Below are 18,265 nucleotides of genomic sequence, written 5' to 3'. Positions count from 1 at the left end.
CACCAGGGTAATGCACCCGCTTCCGTCAGGTCGCGGTGGGGTAGCGTATGGCATTGTGCAATCACTACCAACGCGCACTCGGCGGGCCCTCCTCGGGGCGCCCAAGGAGACGGAGCAGATCCGTGGCCTGACGTTGCCCAAACGCGCGGCACTGCCGATCTTCGGGGCCGACGGTTTCTCCGCGATCGCCTACGCGCCCGACGAGATCATGATGGTGCTGGCCCTTGCGGGGTCGGCGGGACTCGTCATGTCCCCGTGGGTCGGCGTGGGCGTGGCGGTGACTCTTCTGCTGGTGATCGGCACCTATCGCTACAACATTCGCGACGTCGCCGCGTCGGGCGGCGACTATCACGTGGTCAGCGACCGCCTCGGCCCGAGGACGGGCGCGGCGGCCGGGGCCAGCCTGCTCTTCGACTTCGTCCTGACCGTCGCGGTGTCCGTCTCTTCGGCGTCGTCCTACGTGACCACTCTGATCCCGGTTCTAGCGGGACACCGGGTTGTCGTGGCCGTGCTCCTGGTCGTCGCTCTGACCCTGATCTACGTTCGGGGACTGCACTTCATGGGGCGGATTGCCCTCCTCCCGGCACTGCTCTTCGTGCTCTGCCTCGTGGCGGTCTTGGGTATCGGGATCATCGAGTCCTGGTTCGGTGCCCTGGACGCGGCTCCCAGCGCCGGGTTCCACGTCAGGCCCGAAACGGCCGAATCGAATTCCCTCACCGGTTTTGGGCTGCTCCTCCTGGTGGCACGGTCCTTCTCATCGGGCGCCGTGACCCTGACCGGTGTCGAGTCAGTCAGCAATTCGGTCCGGTTCTTCCGGGCACCGAAGGCCCGCAACGCGGCATACAGCCTCGTGGCGATGGGGCTTTCGACCGCCGTCGCCCTGGTGGGCATCCTCTACCTCGCGGACGCGAGCGGCGCCGTCGTGACGCTCGATTCCTCGCAACTGGTGATCAATGGTCACGCGATGGCCGAGGACTACCCACAGATGCCCGTGCTGGCGCAGGTCGCCCAAGCCGTCACGGGACACAACATCCTGCTCGGCGTCTTCCTGGCCAGCACGGTGCTGTTCCTCCTGCTGGCTCCGGCCGCAGCCTACGCGGGTTTCCCGATTCTGGCCTCGACCATGGCCGAGAAGGGCTACCTGCCGGTGCACTTCCGGGCCAGGAGCAACCGGTCGCTGTACGCCAACGGTGAGCTCGTTCTGGGAGCCGCCACCGTGGTGGTGGTCCTCGCTTTCCGAGCGGACGTCAACGATCTGATCCAGCTGTATGTGGTCGGCGTCCTGTTCTCGATGTCTCTGACCCAGGCGGCCGTGTTCCTGAGCAGGCACCAGGAAATTCGAGTGGTTCTCGCGAGGCTGCCGCGACGTCGTCTCCTGCGGGACCAGGTCGTGACCATGATCGGCCTGGTGGCCACGGTTCTCGCGACCGTCGTCGTTCTGGTGACCAAATTGGCGCAAGGAGCCTGGGTCACGGTACTGGTTGTCGGGTTCCTCACCCTGGCAACTCTGGCCATCAAGAAGCACTACACCACCATCGACCAGGAGCTTGCCGTGAAGCAGAAGAACCCGCTCAAGGCCCTTCCCTCGCGGGTCCACGCGATGGTCGTCGTGCCACGACTGCGGAAGCCCGCGCTCAGGGCGCTGGCCTACGCCCGGGCCACCCGCCCGTCGACGATCGAAGGGCTCGTGCTCAACGTGGACGAGGCGGAGACACGGAAGATCCGGCAACTGTGGGACAAGTACGAGGTCCCCGTCCCCCTGACGATCCTCGCCTCGCCCTTCCGCGACCCGGTCACTCCGGTCGTCGAGCACGTCCGCGAGGTCCGGAAGGCGTCACCGCGCGACGTCGTGATCGTCTACGTACCCGAGTACGTTCTGGAACACTGGTGGGACAAGTTCTTGCACCACCGTTCGGGAAGCAAGATTGCGGCGGCGTTGAGAAGAGAACCCGGGGTCGTCACGGCGATGGTTCCGTGGCGCCTGGGACACGAGGACGAGGAGAAACTATCGTGATCGAACCAGGAGACGAATTCGAGATCGTGACGGACACGATCGCCCATGGTGGGGCGTGCGTCGGACGCCACGAGGGACAGGTCGTTTTCGTCCGCGATGCCGTCCCGGGGGAGCGCCTCCGGGTGCACATCGACTCGATGGGCAAGGGCAATCGGTTCGCTCACGCACACGTGATCGAGGTTCTCGAGCCCTCACCGTCCAGGCGGACTCACCCGTGGCCCGAGGCCGACGCGCTGCTCACCCCACAGCCCGTGGGCGGGGCCGATTACGGCCACATTCTTCCGGATACGCAGACCCGGCTGAAGAAACAGGTCATCGCGGAGCAACTCACCCGGTTGGGTCGCATGGACCCGGAATCGGACCTCCTCCGTGGACTGGTCGTCGATGCCTTGGACCGGACACCGGACGGTGGGTGGCGCACCCGCGTGCACTGGGCCGTCGACGATACCGGTCGGCTCGGCATGCACCCCTACCACGGGGCCGACGTCCTCCCCGTCCAGGAGCTTCCGTTCGCGGTCGAGGCGATCAACGCCCTGCACCTGTGGGAAGGGGAGTGGCGCAACATCCAGCGGGTCGACGTCGCAGCACCATCGTCGAGCGACCCCGCGCTCGTGGTCCTCACCGCCGCCGAGGGGATCATTCCGGAGGAAATCGTCGACGACGTCGACGTCGAGCTGGCCACGTGTCTCCCGGCCGGCCAGGAGGTTTCGGCAGTCATCGTGCCCGCTCCCGTGTCGGGAAGGCAGCGAGGCGAGAAACCGGAGCCCCAACTCGTGCGCGGGACATCCGAGGTCCACGAGGCCGTCACGGCTCCCGGCGGCGAGAAGCTGATGTTCCGAGTCGGTGCCGGCGGGTTCTGGCAGAACCACGCGAAGGCCCCCGACTGGCTGATGAATACGGTAGCCGAGGCCAGCGGGCTCGAGCCCGGCCAGACGGCATGGGATCTCTACGGTGGCGCGGGGCTGCTCGCCGCCGGTTTGGCCGATCGCGTCGGCGAACGGGGCACGGTCTGGACGGTCGAAGGATCGCCCGTGACCGCGGACGACGCCGCGCACAACTTCTCCCCGGAAGGGCGAGCGCGCACGAGTGGCGCTCGCGATACTGAGGTTGTCGTCACACGATCGGGCGTCGAGCAGGCGCTGCGGCGGTGGGCCGCGGGCAACGGGGGACCACATCACGCCAGGTCGCGCAGGGGTGGCCCCCGGGCCGACGTGCCCCAGGGCAGCCCGGACGTCGTCGTGCTCGATCCGCCGCGCCAGGGAGCCGGCCGCCGGGTCGTCGAGGCGATTGCGGGCGCGGAACCCTCGCGCATCGTGTACGTCGCGTGCGATCCCGCAGCCCTGGGGCGTGACGCAGGTTTTCTCCGTGACCACGGGTGGGAACCGACGTGGCTTCGCGGGGTCGACATGTACCCGGACACCCATCACGTGGAGACGATCGTGGTCTTCGAAAAGGGCTGACGGGACGAGGTTCGTCCAGCGCAAAAGGTGTCGTCACATGAGAACACCTCCGAGCCCAGAAGGTAGACTGCAGAACTGAAGGCTTAGTGTCACTGTGTCTCCAAAGGTTTGCATCACACCTAACAACGGCGCTCGGGAAGAGCGCGTCACCGCTAGGACTCACCTGGGGACCTGAACTACGCCTGGAAATGACAGTGGCGAGAGGAGTCCCAAGCAATGAGCACTGTGGACAGCTTCGGGTCCAAGGGCGCGTTGGACGTCAACGGAACCGAATACGAAATTTTCCGACTCAGCAAGGTCGAAGGCGCCGAAAAGCTGCCGTTCAGCCTCAAGGTTCTGCTCGAGAACCTGCTGCGCACCGAAGACGGCGCGAACATCACCGACGAGCACATCAAGGCCCTGGCCAATTGGGATCCCACCGCGGAACCCGACACGGAGATCCAGTTCACCCCGGCCCGCGTGATCATGCAGGACTTCACCGGCGTTCCTTGCGTGGTGGACCTCGCAACCATGCGCGAGGCCGTCAAGTCGCTGGGCGGCGACCCCACCAAGATCAACCCGCTGGCACCCGCCGAGCTCGTGATCGACCACTCGGTCCAGATCGACTCGTTCGGCAACAAGGACGCCATCGAGCGGAACATGGACATCGAGTACGAGCGCAACGGTGAGCGCTACCAGTTCCTTCGCTGGGGACAGACCGCATTCGAGGACTTCAAGGTCGTTCCTCCGGGCATGGGCATCGTGCACCAAGTCAACATCGAATACCTGGCTCGTACGGTCATGTCCCGCGAGGTCGACGGCGTCCTCCGCGCATACCCGGACACCCTGGTCGGTACGGACTCCCACACGACCATGGTCAACGGCCTGGGCGTGCTCGGTTGGGGCGTGGGCGGCATCGAGGCCGAGGCCGCGATGCTCGGCCAGCCCGTGTCGATGCTGATCCCGAAGGTCGTCGGATTCAAGCTGACCGGCAAGATCCCGGCCGGTTCGACCGCGACCGACGTCGTGCTGACGATCACCCAGATGCTCCGTGAGCAGGGCGTCGTCGGCAAGTTCGTGGAATTCTACGGCGAGGGCGTCACCGAGGTCCCGCTCGCCAACCGCGCGACGATCGGCAATATGAGCCCCGAGTTCGGTTCGACCGCGGCGATCTTCCCGATCGACGACGTCACCCTGGACTACCTGCGCCTGACCGGCCGCAGCGAGGACCAGGTGGCCCTGGTCGAGAAGTACACCAAGGAACAGGGCCTGTGGCACGATCCCAGCAACGAGGCCTCCTACTCGGAATACCTCGAGCTGGATCTCTCGACCGTGGTTCCCTCGATCGCCGGCCCGAAGCGTCCCCAGGACCGCATCGAGCTGACCAGCGCGAAGGACCAGTTCCGTTCGGACCTGAACAACTACGTGGGCCAGAAGGAGCCCGAGGCGGGGGACGAGTCCTTCCCGGCCTCCGATGCCCCCGCAGCGGATGCATCGCCGCAGGCCACCGAGGAGCAGCGCCCGCGCCGCGTCTCGGCCGCAGCGTCGGCGAAGGGTCGTCAGTCCAACCCGATCGACGTGGACATGCCGGATGGCCGCGAATTCGAGCTCGACCACGGCGCCGTCGCCATCGCGTCGATCACCTCGTGCACCAACACCTCGAACCCGTCGGTCATGATGGCCGCCGGTGTGCTGGCACGCAACGCCGCTTCCAAGGGCCTCAAGGCGAAGCCCTGGGTCAAGACGTCGATCGCTCCGGGGTCGAAGGTCGTGACCGACTACTACGAGAAGGCCGGTTTGCTGCCGGAGCTCGAGAAGGTCGGTTTCTACATCGTCGGCTACGGTTGCACCACCTGCATCGGTAACTCGGGTCCGCTCGAGGACGAGGTCTCCAAGGCGGTCAGCGACAACGACCTCTCGGTCACGTCGGTCCTCTCCGGCAACCGCAACTTCGAGGGACGCATCAACCCCGACGTCAAGATGAACTACTTGGCATCGCCCCCGCTGGTCATTGCGTACTCGTTGGCGGGGTCCATGGACTTCGACTTCGAGAACGACGCCTTGGGCGAGGACGCTGACGGCAACCCGGTCTACCTCAAGGACATCTGGCCGGACCCGACCGAGGTTCAGCAGATCATTGATGACTCGGTCTCGACCGATCAGTACAGCAATGAGTACGGAACCATTTTCGACGGCGACGAGCGCTGGAAGAACCTGGACACCCCGACCGGTGACACCTTCGAGTGGGACGAGGCTTCGACCTACGTCCGCAAGCCACCGTACTTCGAGGGCATGACCATGGATCCGGACCCGGTCGAGGACGTCGAGAACGCTCGGGTTCTGCTCAAGCTGGGCGATTCGGTCACGACCGACCACATCTCGCCGGCCGGTTCCTTCAAGTCGGACACACCGGCGGGCAAGTACCTCATCGACAACGGCGTGGAGCGCAAGGACTTCAACTCCTACGGTTCCCGCCGTGGTAACCACGAGGTCATGATCCGCGGTACGTTCGCGAACATCCGCATCAAGAATGAGCTGCTGGACGGCGTCGAGGGCGGGTTCACTCGCGACTTCACCCAGGGCGGCGAGCAGAACACGGTGTACGACGCCGCGCAGAACTACGCCGCCGAGGGCACCCCGCTGGTGGTCCTGGGTGGCAAGGAGTACGGAACCGGTTCCTCGCGTGACTGGGCGGCCAAGGGCACCCGTTTGCTGGGCGTCAAGGCCGTGATCGCCGAGTCCTTCGAGCGTATTCACCGCTCGAACCTGATCGGTATGGGCGTTCTGCCGTTGCAGTTCCCTGAGGGCGAGTCGCATGCGTCGTTGGGTCTCGACGGCACCGAGTCCTTCACCATCACGGGGGTCACGGAGATCAACGAGGGCAAGACGCCCAAGACGGTCCACGTGACTGCGACCGCGGAGGACGGCACGACGACCGAGTTCGACGCCGACGTCCGCATCGACACCCCAGGTGAGCGGGAGTACTTCCGCAATGGCGGAATTCTCCAGTACGTTCTGCGGAACCTGGTGCGCAACAACTAGGAGCAGAACCCAGAGGCCCTGAGCCTCTGGACTGCCGGAATGACCTCCGGCATGGTGGTGGGTTTCCGTACCCGCCGCCATGCCGGAGGTTTTTTGTACTGAGCGACGGAGGTCTTGTGGACTGACAGCCCGGGCGGCCCGACGGCGTCAGCCCGGCGCGACGGCCTCGACCGGCACGGGGACCGTCCGGTTCTGACCAGGCGGTGCTGGCGGGAGTGATCCCCGGGTCAGCCGGACAGGAGATCCGCGAGGACGGCGGCCTGGCTGTGGTCGGCGTCCTTGGCAGCGGTCAGGAGGGTGAGGCGCTTTCCTGTGACCGTGTCGCGAAGTGTTTTGATGGCCTCACGCCCCGCATCGGAGTCGAGCTCCTCGCGGTATCGTCGCGCGAATTCGTCGAATTTCTCGGGATCGTGCCCGTACCATCGACGCAATTCCGTGGATGGCGCGACGTCCTTGTTCCACGCGTCGAGATCCGCCTCGGCCTTGCGGACCCCGCGGGGCCAGATGCGGTCGACCAGAACACGGGTCCCGTCGTTGTGGCCAGCCTCTTCGTAGATGCGCTTGACGACGACGTTCATGCTTCCAGGTATACACCCGGGCGCAAGACCGAGAACAGGGCCGCGACGTGGCGGCGTGGTGCACATCTGCGCCTGTGGGCATCCGGGGCGCTCCCGACGTCGGGCCCCGCCTCCTGTCAGCTCAACGTGATCCGACCGCCGTCGACCGTGACTTTGTACTGGGGCAACGGTTTGGGTGCCGGCCCACCTTGTACGGAACCATCCTGGATGGAGAACGTGGAGGAGTGGCACGGGCAGGTGATGGTCGTGTCCTGCACAGTGACCGAGCACCCTTGGTGGGTGCATGACGAGCTGTAGGCCTTGTACTGGCCCGGGGAGGGCTGGGCGACGACGGCCGTCACGCCGTCGGAGGAGACCTTGATCGCGCCGCCTTCGGGGACGTCGGAGGCCGCCGCAATGTCGACCGGATTGTTCGGATCGATGTCGGACGTGTCCGACGACGAGTCACCGCCCGACCCGCACGCACTCACTGCAACCGACGAACCGGCCAGCAGGCCGAACCCGGCGAGAGTGCGACGCCGCGTGGGGCCATCCGTGCCGCGGCGAGCGGTCGATGACGACGCGGATTCGTGGGTGCTGTGGGACTGGTGGCTCATAGGAAGGACCTCGTGAGTGAGTCGAATCGTGGATCGGGCAGGCGCGGCCCGCACGACGACGCCCGGCCGTCTCGCAACGGCCGGGCGTGATCGGCTCAGCGAATGCGTTCGAAGGCCCCCACACGATCCAGGTAACGGGTGATGCCGCCGTTGAAGAAGGGCCACCCGGCACCGAGAATCATGGCGAGGTCGATGTCCTGACGGTCCGGGACCACGCCCTCATCCAGCATACGAGAAATCTCGGACGCCAGCGCATTCTCGACGTCCGTCCGGATCTCCTCGACCGTGCTGCCCTCGCCGGACGCGGAAATGAGCTCCTGGGCCTCCGGACTCAACCCGCCCTTCTGGTTGGAGATGGGGGAGATCTTCGAGTCGTTGAGTCTCTTGAAGTTCTCCGAGACGTGGAAGCGATCGCCTTGGTAGGTGTTGAGCGACTCGAGCAGGTGAACACCGATCGGAAGACCAACCAGGTCGATGAGCGCAAACGAATCCATCGGGAAGCCCAAGGGCTGATAGGCCTCGACCACGCGTTCGGCCGGGGCACCGTCGTCGAGAGCCTTGCCCGCTTCGGAGAGGACGACGCCCAGGATCCTGTTGACGATGAAACCCGAGGAATCGCGGGCGCCCACCGCGATCTTGCCGAGCTTCTTGGCCAGCGCGAATGCGGTCGCGATCGCGGCGTCCGTGGTGGAGTCGGTGCGAACGATCTCGACCAGGGGAAGCACGGCCACAGGGTTGAAGAAATGGAACCCGACCACGCGCTCCGGATGCTCCAGGTGCTCGATCATCTCGCTGACCAGGAGCGAGGAAGTGTTGGTGGCCAGGATGCAGTCAGGCTTGACGGATTTCTCCAGGTCCGCGAAGACCTCCTGCTTGACCTTGGTTTCCTCGAAGACGGCCTCGATCACGAAGTCGCAGTCGGCGTATTCCGACGTGTCGGTGGTCCCCGAAACGAGTGTGCCGAGCTGTTCCGCCTGCTCCTGGGTGAGTCGGCCCTTGGAGACGTTCTTGTCGAGTTCCTTGGAGATCCAATCGAGGCCCTTGTCGACGCGGGACTGTTCGACGTCGCTGATCAGCACCGGGACCTGAAGACGGGTCAGGAACAGCAGGGCCAGCTGGGAAGCCATCAGGCCGGCACCGACGACGCCGACCTTCTCGATCTCCGCCGGGGTCACTTCGGGCGGGACCATGGAGGGATGCTTCGAGCGCCGCTGCACGAGTTCGAGCATCGAGTACACGCTGGAGGAGAACTGGTCCCCGCGGGCCAGGCCCTCGAGCACATCGAGTTGCCGCGTGCGGGACTCGGCCCTGCTCTCGAGCGGGCCCTTGCGGAAGATATCCAGCGCTACCCAGCACGCTTCGCTGGCACCCGACGTCTTGCGTCGAATGAGGGTGTCGGTCGCGTCGGCGACCTCCTCGAACCGGGTGCGCAGCTCACCGCCGTCCTGACCGTCCGAGGACCAGAGCGGGGATTCCTGATCGGATTCCTGCGGACGTTCGGGGCGGATCTCACCGCGGAGCACCCTCCCGAACCATTCGACGGCCTCGGTCTGCGCGTCGTCGGACTTCACGTCGCTGCTGGTGAGCGCGTCCAGAATACCGATCTCGTTCGCCTGGGCAGACGTGAGCATCTTTCCGTTGTTCAGCGGATTCTGGAAGATGACGCGCGCGGCGTTCTCCGGGCCGATGAGGCGCGGAAGGGCGAAGATTCCGGTCCAGCCGGGGATCAGACCCAGACGGATTTCGGGGAGCCCGATGTTCTTGGTCCCCGGATGACCCACGCGGTAGTCGGCCGACAGCGCGAGTTCGAGTCCTCCGCCGAGGGCCGTCCCGTTCACCCGGGCGCAGGTCGGAACGGGCAGGGCACGGATGGATTCGACGAAATCGTGCCCCATGCGTCCGACCAGCTCCAACGGAGTCTCCGGATCCTCGGCCAGCGTGCTGACGAGGGTCAGATCGAGGCCGGCGGCGAAGGTCGGGGCGGTGCCTTCGAGCATGATGCCGTCGACGTCGCCGTTCTCGGCGAGCTTTCGGGCCCCCTCGACGGCGTCGAGCAACGCCTGGATGGACCGCGGCCCCAAAGTTTCCGGACGACGGTCGGCGTCGTTGTGCAGGGTCAGAACCGCGATTCTGGTGCCCTGGTCAAGCTCGAGGATCTCCTGCGAGACCTGGGTGACCACTTCGTCGGGGCACCGTTCGGTCAACGGCGAGTAATCGGGGCGGGTTTCGGACATGGTGTTCCTCTCAACGAACGTGTTTTGCACCACGTTACCGAGACCGCCGTCCGCAATCTACTCGATACTCCGAGTACCGGAAGAAGTCGTCGGATTGCGTGCTGCTTCGGAGAACACCGGTGTCAGAACCGGGGTGACCAGGCCAACCTGCCATGCCCGAGCCCCGTACTCCGTCAAGTGGTCGGCGATCTCCTCGGGCGATGCCACAGGATGCTCCCAGGCCAGGCGCCGGAGATGCTCCGGGGTGAGGAGGTTCTCCTGGGGAACTTCGTGCGATTCCGCCAGGTCGGCCACGGCGTCCTTCGCGTCTCTCAGGACCTCGGCCGCTTCCGGGCGTTTGGAAGTCCACGCCTTGACCGGTGGGGGAGAATCGCTGGGCACCGTGAACGGCACCTCGTCCTGTCCGGAGGCGGCGTCGCGGATCGCTCGGACCCAGCGCACCGACTCACGCCGCATGTGTTTCGAGTGGAACCCGGGAATCTTCTGGAGCTCGGGCACGGACCGGGGCATGGTCTTCGCGGCACCGATCAGCGCGGAATCGGGCAACAGCTTCTTGGGTGCAAGATCCTTGCGCTGCGCCACCCGGTCGCGCTCGTACCAGAGATTACGCAGGGCCGTGAGCTGTTTGACCGACCGGACCTGCCGAATCCCCTTGGTTTTCCGCCAGGGATCCGGCTTGGGCTCGGGTTCGGGCGCTTGGCAGATGGCCTCGAACTCTTCCCGGGCCCACTCCATTTTGCCCTGGGCATGCAGGAGGTCGATGACGGCCTCGCGGAGATCGGCCAGGAGTTCGACGTCGAGGGCGGCGTAGACGAGCCAAGGCTCCGGCAGCGGCCTGGTCGACCAGTCGGCCGCGGAATGTTCCTTGGCCAGCGAGTACCCGAGCAGTTCCTCGGTCATCGCGCCCAGGCTCACACGGTCGAGCCCCGCGAGGCGGCCGGCGAGTTCCGTGTCGAACAGGGAATCCGGGTTCATGCCGACCATGCGCAGGCTCGGCAGATCCTGGGTACAGGCGTGGATGATCCACTCCGAGCCCCGGAGGGCCTCGTTGATGACGCTCAGGTCTCCGAAGGCCTCCGGGTCAATGAGCGCGATGGGGGAGTTGCCTCGCTTGATCTGAACCAGGAAAGGGCGCTGGCCGTAACGGATCCCGGAAGCTCGCTCGGTGTCGATGGCCACCGGTCCCGTGTGGGAATGCAGCATCTCTGCGACCCGGGCGAGCCCGGCGGAGGTATCGGTCACGGGCGGGACACCGCCGGCGGGCGCGTTCAGGGGCTTGATGGGAGGGATCACCAGGTCGGAGGCGAGTCCGAGATCGGCCGCCACGAGCCCGTCCGACTCGACCGCTTGGTCCTCCAACTCGTTCGCGCTGAGTCCTTCCCCGCTGCGAAACCGTCCATCGTCGTGGTTGTTCGCCGAAGTCTCTGTCATGGCGCAATCACGGGTCGGAAATCCATTCTTCGTCTCGGGGGAGCGGGTCGATTGTTTCCCGCTGGGTCAGGGGCACCTGGTGGCACGTTGTCACAGTCTACTGGGTTGCCGACGTGGGGAAGCGGTGCCTACCTGCCTCGGCCGGGGAACCGGGCGACGTCGGTCGGCAGCGGGGGCAACCCCGCATAGGTGCAGACCATGTCGGCCCAGGCCTCGAGATGCTGCTGCATGTCCGGGCCCTTCGGCGTCCATGATGCCCGCAATTCGATCTCGATGCGCTCGTTGTCTTCGGCGAGGATTCCGAACCCCTGTGAGAAGGCGCGCGTCGCGGTTCCGCCCGCCCGCTTGTGGCTCGCGCCCTTGCGCTCGAGGGCCTCGATGAGCCAGTCCCAGGCGACGGACGCGAGCATCTGCTCGGCCGCGACGTCGGGCTCGATGCTCGCGCGGATGTAACTCACAACGCGAAAGTCCCCACCCCACGTTTCGGGGAACCGCGGATCATAGAGCAGCATGAACCGACCCAGGGCCAGTTGCCGCTCCTCATTGGATGGGTCGACGACGTCGGCCCCCAAACCGACGCCGTAGGGCGCCAGATGCGTCGGAGCGTCGATGCTGGAAAGCGATAACTCGGGCTGGAAACGGGCACGACGCAACGAGCTCAGGGCCTCCCTGAACTGGCTGGGTGCGCTTTTCTGGTCCTGACTAGCCGTCACGTATGTCAGGCTACGGTGGTGGCAAGAACCGTTGAGCAAGGCGCGCCGGTCGGGCCCACTCTTCCGTCCAGGTTACGTACTCAGTTCTCCGGGGTGAATGCCAGGGAGACCGAGTTCATGCAATAGCGCAGGTCGGTCGGTGTGCCGAGTCCCTCGCCCTCGAAGACGTGGCCGAGGTGCGAATGGCACTGGGCGCACTGGACCTCAATGCGCTCCATACCGAGGCTCGAGTCCTTGATGTAACGAACCCGGTCCTCGGCCAGGGGAGCGAAGAAGGAGGGCCAACCGCACCGTGCATCGAATTTCGTGTCCGCTGTGAACAATTCGGCTCCGCAGGCCCGGCACGAGTAGGTCCCGGAGGAGAACTCGTCCCAGTATTCGCCGCTGAAGGGCCGTTCTGTGCCCGCTTCGCGCAGCACGGAGTATTCCTCGGGGGAGAGGATTTCCCGCCACTCGACTTCGGACCGGTTCGCGGCAGAGGTGCCTGCGCCGCCGTCCTCGGTCGCGGCATCGGTGTGGAGCGCCGAGCGCTTGAATGGATTGTTAGTCATCGACATGTCCTGTGCCCCAGTACAGGTGCAGTACCGGCACCCCCAGGGTCTTTTCCGCTGTATTGGACCAATGGATATTCAGCGTGTCCTCGACCGGATGCGGCTCTGTGATGATGAGTACCTGGTCGATACCGTCGTCAACCTCTTCCCGCATGGCACGGAGCGGCTCGCCTTCGACGACCCTGCCCCGGCCCGGAAGACCCGCGTCACTGAGCGTCTGCAGGGATCCTTCGAGGATCTTCTCGGCATCCGCTCGCAACGTCGCGGGTCCTTTCTCGGCGTGCGAGACCACACGAAATGCTTCCTCAAAGTCCAACAACGCGAGCTGGTCCAGAAATTCCAACCAGAGGCGCTTGTTCATCTCCGTGGGGACGATGACGCGAATATCGTCACGGGCATCGGGATCCTCTCCGGACCTCACGATATTGATGTTCTCGATCTCGGTCTCGCCGAGAATTGCCTCGGTCACCACCAGCAAATTGCTCATGTCCCGATACTACTCGTCAGGACACGACCGAATCATCAGTTGTTCTGCGGCTGAACCCCAAGGATGATGGTGTCCGGGAACACCGGGGAAAGGTCGGTAATCGAACGTGTCTTGGATCGACTTTCGGAAAGCATCGACCACGAAGGCTTTGGGGCCGGGGGACCACTCCGGTGCGGGGCGAATGGCCGCGGTCAGGCCATGGCTCTCCGGACTGCGCACCGGGATGGTCGCTGGAGCCGGGGCCGCGGGCCTCGCCGTCGGCACGGTGGCCGCCGCCGCGGGGTTCTACGCGCGGACGATCGTGACACCGCCGAAGCCGGGCAACGAGACGATGCGGATTCTCGGCGTGGGGTACGAGACGCCCGAGCCCGTCGAAGGGCAGATCCCTGCCACGGTCAGTCTTCCGGCGGACGCCGAAACGTTGGTTCCGGGTCGATACATGCTCTTTTTCGACGCCGGGCGGGGGAGGGCTCTGATCGGGGACGTGGTTTCCTATTCCCCGCGGCTCGAGACGGTGACCCGGAGAGTTCTTGAGGTCCGGCAGGGAGATCTCACCGTGGCGAAGCGGTGCCGCTGGTCCGGGGCGGTCTATGACACGCCGGCCGATGCGGGGTTCGACTTCACGGACGTGGTCCTGGAGCTGCCCGTCGGTGAGGCGCCGGCCTGGGTGGTTCCGGCCCCGGAGTCCTCGACGTGTCGAACGTGGGCCGTGATGATCCATGGGCGAGGAGCGGCCCGGCAGGAGACTCTTCGATCGCTCGCCGCGACCCAGACGCTGGGCATGCCCAGCATCCACGTCTCCTACCGGAACGACAGGGACGCCCCGCCGTCGGAAGACGGACGGTACGGATTGGGCTTCACCGAATGGCAGGACATCGACGTCGCGATCCGGTACGCGCTGGATCACGGAGCGGACGACGTCGTCCTGTTCGGTTGGTCCATGGGAGGTGCGATCGCGCTGCAAACGGCGGACAAATCGGCCTTCCAACACTTGATCCGAGCCATGGTGCTGGATGGGCCCGTGGTCGACTGGTTCGAACTGATCCGATATCACTCGAAGATGCAACGTTTGCCCCTTCGCGCCGGCCAACTGGTTGCCGACCTGTTGTCCGAACCCCGCGCGGCCATGATGACGGGACTGCGTTCTCCCATCGTGCTGTCCGACCTCGACTGGCTCTCCAGGAGCGACGAGCTCATGACGCCGACCCTCATCATCCATTCGACGGATGACGAGTTCGTGCCCTCATCTGCTTCAGCGAAACTTGCCGCGCGCAATGAGTTCGTGACCATGGTCCCCTTCGCCAAGGCCCGACACACCAAGGAATGGAACGTGGACCCCGAGCGCTGGACCGCCGTGGTCACCGAGTGGCTTCCGGACCATCTGTCCGACGACAACCCCGCCGTCGAGCCGGAGGAAGGCCAATCACCGGTCGAGATGTCGCGGCGCCAGGTGGACTACTGACCGCTAGTCCGCCTTGATCTGGGCGTAGCGTCCCTTCGTGACCATGAGCAAGTCATCTGGAGACAGTTCGACGTCGAGGCCTCGCTTGCCACCGGAGACCAGAATGGTCGGGTGTTCCGCCGCGCTGCTGTCGAGAAGGACCGTCACGGGGGTCTTGTGTCCCAACGGAGAAATCCCGCCGACGACGAAGCCACTGCGCTTCTCTGCGGTGGCCGGGTCGGCCATGGATGCGGACTTCCAGCCCATGGCCGCCGCCGCGCGCTTGGTGTTCAGCGAGCTCGACACCGGAACCACGGCCACCGCGAATTCCTTGTCGTGAGTGATCATGAGTGTCTTGAACACCTGGTCGGTGTCCCGGCCCAGTTTCTCGGCCGCCTCGCTCCCGAAGGAACGAGCGTCGTCGTCGTGATCGTAGGGGCGCAGACCGAAGTCGACCCCCGCGCTCTGCAGGGCAGCGATCGCCGACGTCGAGGCCGACCCTTCCGCAGCTGGCTTCTTCTTCTTGGACACAATCTGGCCTTTCTGACGAAATATTGTGCGTCTCCAGGCTACGAAGGCGGCCCCTACGGTCGGAAGACGGCAACCCGACGTGCGGACGACTACACTCTCAGGGGGGGGGACCGACCGAGGAGGCCGGAACCGCGAAAAGGTGCGCTGGCACGCTGTCCGCACCACAAACAGAGCAAAGAGCGAATGAGGAGCAAGGTGTCCGAAGCCGCCATCCGTCTGGTCGATCGTCGCCCGAGCGTGTCCGCCGAGGAACTGCTCAAGGGGTTCACACCCTCCGAGCGTTTCGGCGAAGTCTCCTTCGACACCTATATTCCGGACCCCAACCAGCCGTCACAGGCCCATGCCGTGGAGGCCCTTCAGGAATTCGGTCGTTCCGTCGGCGGGTCCAAGGGCTCCGGCGGACTGTTCTCCAAATTGTTCGGCAAGGGCTCGGCCAAGGACACGAAAGCAGGGATCTACCTCGACGGCGGGTTCGGCGTGGGCAAAACCCACTTGTTGGCTTCTCTGTACCACCAGGTTCCGGGGCCCAAGGCTTTCGGCACGTTCGTCGAATACACGAACCTGGTCGGCGCACTGACCTTCCGCAAGACGGTGGACGCCCTCTCCGGCTACAACCTGGTGTGCATCGACGAATTCGAACTCGACGATCCGGGGGACACCGTACTGATGTCCCGGCTCATGAGGGAACTCGCCGACGCCGGGGTCAAACTGGCCGCGACCTCGAACACCTTGCCCGGGTCGCTGGGCGAAGGACGGTTCGCGGCGGCCGACTTCAAACGCGAGATCCAGGTCCTCTCCGACCAGTTCGACGTGATCCGCGTCGACGGCGAGGACTACCGCCACCGTGGGTTGCCCGAAGCGCCCCGGCCGGTGGCTTCCGAGGAGTTCGACGACGCCGTGGCGGCCAGGTTCGGCGACGACAAAACCGTGGCCATCGACGATTTCGACCAGCTCATCGAACATCTCTCTCGCGTGCACCCCAGCCGGTACCGCCAGCTCGTGGAAGGTCTGGACGGAATCGCCTGGCGAAACGTCACCCCCATCACCGCGCAGGCTGTGGCGCTGCGATTCGTGGTCCTGGCGGACCGCCTGTACGACAGGGATCTGCCGATCGTCTCCTCCGGCGTGCCGTTCGACCAAGTCTTCACCGAGGAAATGATGGCCGGCGGGTACCAGAAGAAGTATTTCCGCGCCGTGTCCCGCCTGACCGCCCTGGCCAGAGAAGGATTGCTCGAGGAGCCCGTCGAGAAGTAGATGGCGACGTCGTGTAGTTGACGGCGTCCTGCGGATGACGACGTCGTGCGCGAGAGCCGCGCGACAACCAGAGAGACGGCGGCACGATGTTCGCCGCCCTTGCCAAGGAGCGCGGTCCGGCCGGGCAGGAAGGACAGAAGAGGATGCTCTGGATGGTTCTTCCTGCCGTTCTCGTGGGGACGATTCTTCAACGTATTTCAGGCACGGGGGTCGGTCTGGTCGTGGCCCCGGCCTTCGCGATTTCGTTGGGTGGCTCGAACGGGGTCTTCCTGACCAATGTCACGACGGCGGTTTCCGGCTTTCTCCTCACCTGCGCCCTGTGGCGAACAGTCAATTGGAGCCAATGGGCCAAACTCTGTTCGAGTGCGCTGATCGGGACGGTAATCGGCGCCGTCGTCGTGCGGGTGACGCCCGGCGCGGTTCTGCAACTCGTGGTGGGCAGCGTGGTGCTCCTCGGAATGGTGGTGCTCCTGTCCGGCGGAGGGGCACGCAAGCCAGCCGGTCCCGAGCGATCCGGCGCGGGTACGACGACGCTGTACGGAGCCGCGGGAGGCCTGCTCAATGTGACGGCCGGTGTTGCCGCCCCGGCCATGGTCGTCTATTCCCGGGTGACCGGGTGGAGGCAGACCGAGTACGCCGCCACGATGCAACCCGTTTTCATGACCCTCGGGGTCACGTCGCTGGCCGCAAAATCTGCGGTCGGAGCCGTGGAACACGCGACGATGCCGACCCCCTGGCTTTTCGTCGGAGTGGCCGGCATGGTCCTGCTCGGCCTGGCCGCCGGGACCCCGTTGGCGCGTCGCATCCCGGCGTCCACGGCCAGGACCATGGCGCTGGTCCTGGCGGGGGCGGGAGCCGTCGTCGCCATTCTCAAGGGACTTCTCGGGCTGCTCGGCTGATCCTCCGGGGCGGCTGGTGTCGCGGGGCGCCGGACGCGGGGGAGGCGGCATGCCGGGCGCGCCGAGGTGGCAGTTTCGTGCGGCTCGGCGGTCGAGGCGGAGCGCCAGACGCGGCGAGGTGGCAGTTTTGAGCGCTTTGTCGGTCGACGCGGAGCGCCAGACGCGGCGAGGAGGCAATTTCGTGCGATTTTTCCGCCGAGGTGGCAGTTTTGAGCGGCTCCGTGACCGAGGCGGAGCCCTGGGCACGGCCGAGGTGGCAATTTTGAGAGCTTCGTCGGTCGAGGTGGCAGTCTCGTGCGAATTTTCTCCCGAGGTGGCAATTTTGGGACGTTTCGGGGCCTATTTCCGCACGGGAGTGCCGTCTCGCGGGAAAAAGTGCTCGAGATTGCCACCTCGCGCCCATAGACGCACGAGATTGCCATTTCGCGGGCAAGAGTGCACGGAATTGCCACCTTGCGGGGGTCTGACCGCAGGGAACCGCCGCCTCGCGGCGCGGGGTCTGCCCGACGCCCGACGCCCGACACCCGACACCAGACGACCGACACACGCCGACCAACACACGCCGACCGCCGCGCGCGACCCGCCGCCCGGCAATACCGACGCCGGGCGAGTCGCCTCCGAATGCACGAAGGCCCCGGTTCCGAAGAACCGGGGCCTTGTCTGTGCGCGATACTGGGATCGAACCAGTGACCTCTTCCGTGTCAGGGAAGCGCGCTACCGCTGCGCCAATCGCGCTGGATACATATTTGATTATGTACTGCGAGGTGAGGACGGGATTCGAACCCGCGTACACGGCTTTGCAGGCCGCTGCCTAACCACTCGACCACCTCACCATGTCCTGATCGAAGGACTCAGGGCCTATGCCCCACTGCGTGAAGCAATCTGCGAGCGGTTGACGGGATTCGAACCCGCGACATCCACCTTGGCAAGGTGGTGCTCTACCAGCTGAGCTACAACCGCATATTCAGCAACCTCGGAAACCATACCCGAGTCCCGGCGAACTTTCATCAGTCCGTCGCGCTGACAGATGAATACTCTACACACCCTGGCGGGTG

General features: G+C 65.3%; 14 protein-coding genes and 3 tRNA genes. 6 read left to right on the top strand and 11 right to left on the bottom strand.

Annotation, left to right across the window (positions count from 1 at the left end; genetic code table 11):
• Window positions 1–55: 55 nt before the first annotated feature.
• The 3 genes from EWU68_RS08990 to acnA all read left to right on the top strand — a co-directional run bounded on the left by EWU68_RS08990 (window position 56) and on the right by acnA (window position 6,495).
• Window positions 56–2,014 (top strand): APC family permease, encoded by a 1,959-nt coding sequence (locus tag EWU68_RS08990; protein WP_162421386.1) that lies wholly within the window; start codon window positions 56–58, stop codon window positions 2,012–2,014.
• Window positions 2,011–3,474, top strand: a complete 1,464-nt coding sequence (locus EWU68_RS08985; RefSeq protein ID WP_129315797.1) for a class I SAM-dependent RNA methyltransferase — start codon at window positions 2,011–2,013, stop codon at window positions 3,472–3,474. The genes EWU68_RS08990 and EWU68_RS08985 overlap by 4 nt, the downstream gene beginning before the upstream one ends.
• A gap of 216 nt (window positions 3,475–3,690) precedes the next feature.
• Window positions 3,691–6,495: an aconitate hydratase AcnA gene (acnA, locus tag EWU68_RS08980; protein WP_129315796.1), complete on the top strand. Its 2,805-nt coding sequence runs from the start codon at window positions 3,691–3,693 to the stop codon at window positions 6,493–6,495.
• Window positions 6,496–6,722: 227 nt separating this feature from the next.
• Here acnA and EWU68_RS08975 read toward each other — a convergent pair whose 3' ends face one another.
• The 7 genes from EWU68_RS08975 to EWU68_RS08945 form a co-directional block, all read right to left on the bottom strand.
• Window positions 6,723–7,073 (bottom strand): DUF488 domain-containing protein, encoded by a 351-nt coding sequence (locus EWU68_RS08975; RefSeq protein WP_129315795.1) that lies wholly within the window; start codon window positions 7,071–7,073, stop codon window positions 6,723–6,725.
• A gap of 116 nt (window positions 7,074–7,189) precedes the next feature.
• Window positions 7,190–7,669, bottom strand: a complete 480-nt coding sequence (locus EWU68_RS08970; protein ID WP_129315794.1) for a Rieske (2Fe-2S) protein — start codon at window positions 7,667–7,669, stop codon at window positions 7,190–7,192.
• A 95-nt stretch (window positions 7,670–7,764) separates the two neighbouring features.
• The gene (locus tag EWU68_RS08965) at window positions 7,765–9,903 is read right to left on the bottom strand and encodes a 3-hydroxyacyl-CoA dehydrogenase NAD-binding domain-containing protein (RefSeq protein WP_129315793.1); all 2,139 of its coding nucleotides are present in this window, start codon (window positions 9,901–9,903) and stop codon (window positions 7,765–7,767) included.
• A 57-nt stretch (window positions 9,904–9,960) separates the two neighbouring features.
• Entirely contained in the window at window positions 9,961–11,334 is a 1,374-nt protein-coding gene (locus EWU68_RS08960) for an HRDC domain-containing protein (protein ID WP_129315792.1), read from the bottom strand.
• A gap of 128 nt (window positions 11,335–11,462) precedes the next feature.
• Window positions 11,463–12,047: a DUF3000 domain-containing protein gene (locus EWU68_RS08955; protein ID WP_129315791.1), complete on the bottom strand. Its 585-nt coding sequence runs from the start codon at window positions 12,045–12,047 to the stop codon at window positions 11,463–11,465.
• Window positions 12,048–12,127: 80 nt separating this feature from the next.
• Window positions 12,128–12,604 (bottom strand): peptide-methionine (R)-S-oxide reductase MsrB, encoded by a 477-nt coding sequence (gene msrB / locus EWU68_RS08950; protein ID WP_129315790.1) that lies wholly within the window; start codon window positions 12,602–12,604, stop codon window positions 12,128–12,130.
• The gene (locus tag EWU68_RS08945) at window positions 12,591–13,085 is read right to left on the bottom strand and encodes a hypothetical protein (protein ID WP_129315789.1); all 495 of its coding nucleotides are present in this window, start codon (window positions 13,083–13,085) and stop codon (window positions 12,591–12,593) included. Before EWU68_RS08945 ends, msrB begins: the two co-directional genes overlap by 14 nt.
• A gap of 106 nt (window positions 13,086–13,191) precedes the next feature.
• Between EWU68_RS08945 and EWU68_RS08940 the strand changes: the two genes are divergently transcribed.
• Complete coding sequence (locus EWU68_RS08940) at window positions 13,192–14,547, top strand: alpha/beta hydrolase family protein (protein ID WP_129315788.1); 1,356 nt, start codon at window positions 13,192–13,194, stop codon at window positions 14,545–14,547.
• A 3-nt stretch (window positions 14,548–14,550) separates the two neighbouring features.
• Here the strand turns inward: EWU68_RS08940 and ybaK are convergent, their stop codons facing one another.
• On the bottom strand, window positions 14,551–15,057 hold the full coding sequence (gene ybaK, locus EWU68_RS08935; protein WP_129315787.1) for a Cys-tRNA(Pro) deacylase: 507 nt from the start codon (window positions 15,055–15,057) through the stop codon (window positions 14,551–14,553).
• A gap of 183 nt (window positions 15,058–15,240) precedes the next feature.
• Here ybaK and zapE point away from each other — a divergent pair, with 183 nt between their 5' ends.
• Complete coding sequence (gene zapE / locus EWU68_RS08930) at window positions 15,241–16,311, top strand: cell division protein ZapE (protein WP_129315786.1); 1,071 nt, start codon at window positions 15,241–15,243, stop codon at window positions 16,309–16,311.
• 86 nt (window positions 16,312–16,397) lie between these two features.
• Complete coding sequence (locus EWU68_RS08925; RefSeq protein WP_238692401.1) at window positions 16,398–17,210, top strand: sulfite exporter TauE/SafE family protein; 813 nt, start codon at window positions 16,398–16,400, stop codon at window positions 17,208–17,210.
• Window positions 17,211–17,873: 663 nt separating this feature from the next.
• On the opposite strand, the gene EWU68_RS08920 is transcribed toward EWU68_RS08925, so the two are convergent.
• The 3 genes from EWU68_RS08920 to EWU68_RS08910 form a co-directional block, all read right to left on the bottom strand.
• A tRNA-Val gene (locus EWU68_RS08920) sits at window positions 17,874–17,945 on the bottom strand.
• A 27-nt stretch (window positions 17,946–17,972) separates the two neighbouring features.
• Window positions 17,973–18,043 (bottom strand) — tRNA-Cys (locus EWU68_RS08915).
• Window positions 18,044–18,097: 54 nt separating this feature from the next.
• Window positions 18,098–18,170 (bottom strand) — tRNA-Gly (locus tag EWU68_RS08910).
• Between the last annotated feature and the right edge of the window lie 95 nt (window positions 18,171–18,265).

It is taken from the genome of Rothia koreensis (assembly GCF_004136575.1).
Lineage (GTDB): Bacteria > Actinomycetota > Actinomycetes > Actinomycetales > Micrococcaceae > Rothia > Rothia koreensis.
This window is presented reverse-complemented; position numbering and strand designations above follow the sequence as displayed.

What these genes read in the sequence shown, in the direction of transcription:
- msrB (WP_129315790.1), bottom strand. Translation starts at nt 12,604, where the DNA reads ATGTCGATGACTAACAATCCATTCAAGCGCTCGGCGCTCCACACCGAT.
- EWU68_RS08975 (WP_129315795.1), bottom strand. Translation starts at nt 7,073, where the DNA reads ATGAACGTCGTCGTCAAGCGCATCTACGAAGAGGCTGGCCACAACGAC.
- EWU68_RS08945 (WP_129315789.1), bottom strand. Translation starts at nt 13,085, where the DNA reads ATGAGCAATTTGCTGGTGGTGACCGAGGCAATTCTCGGCGAGACCGAG.
- EWU68_RS08970 (WP_129315794.1), bottom strand. Translation starts at nt 7,669, where the DNA reads ATGAGCCACCAGTCCCACAGCACCCACGAATCCGCGTCGTCATCGACC.
- acnA (WP_129315796.1), top strand. Translation starts at nt 3,691, where the DNA reads ATGAGCACTGTGGACAGCTTCGGGTCCAAGGGCGCGTTGGACGTCAAC.
- zapE (WP_129315786.1), top strand. Translation starts at nt 15,241, where the DNA reads ATGAGGAGCAAGGTGTCCGAAGCCGCCATCCGTCTGGTCGATCGTCGC.
- EWU68_RS08965 (WP_129315793.1), bottom strand. Translation starts at nt 9,903, where the DNA reads ATGTCCGAAACCCGCCCCGATTACTCGCCGTTGACCGAACGGTGCCCC.
- EWU68_RS08960 (WP_129315792.1), bottom strand. Translation starts at nt 11,334, where the DNA reads ATGACAGAGACTTCGGCGAACAACCACGACGATGGACGGTTTCGCAGC.
- EWU68_RS08925 (WP_238692401.1), top strand. Translation starts at nt 16,398, where the DNA reads ATGTTCGCCGCCCTTGCCAAGGAGCGCGGTCCGGCCGGGCAGGAAGGA.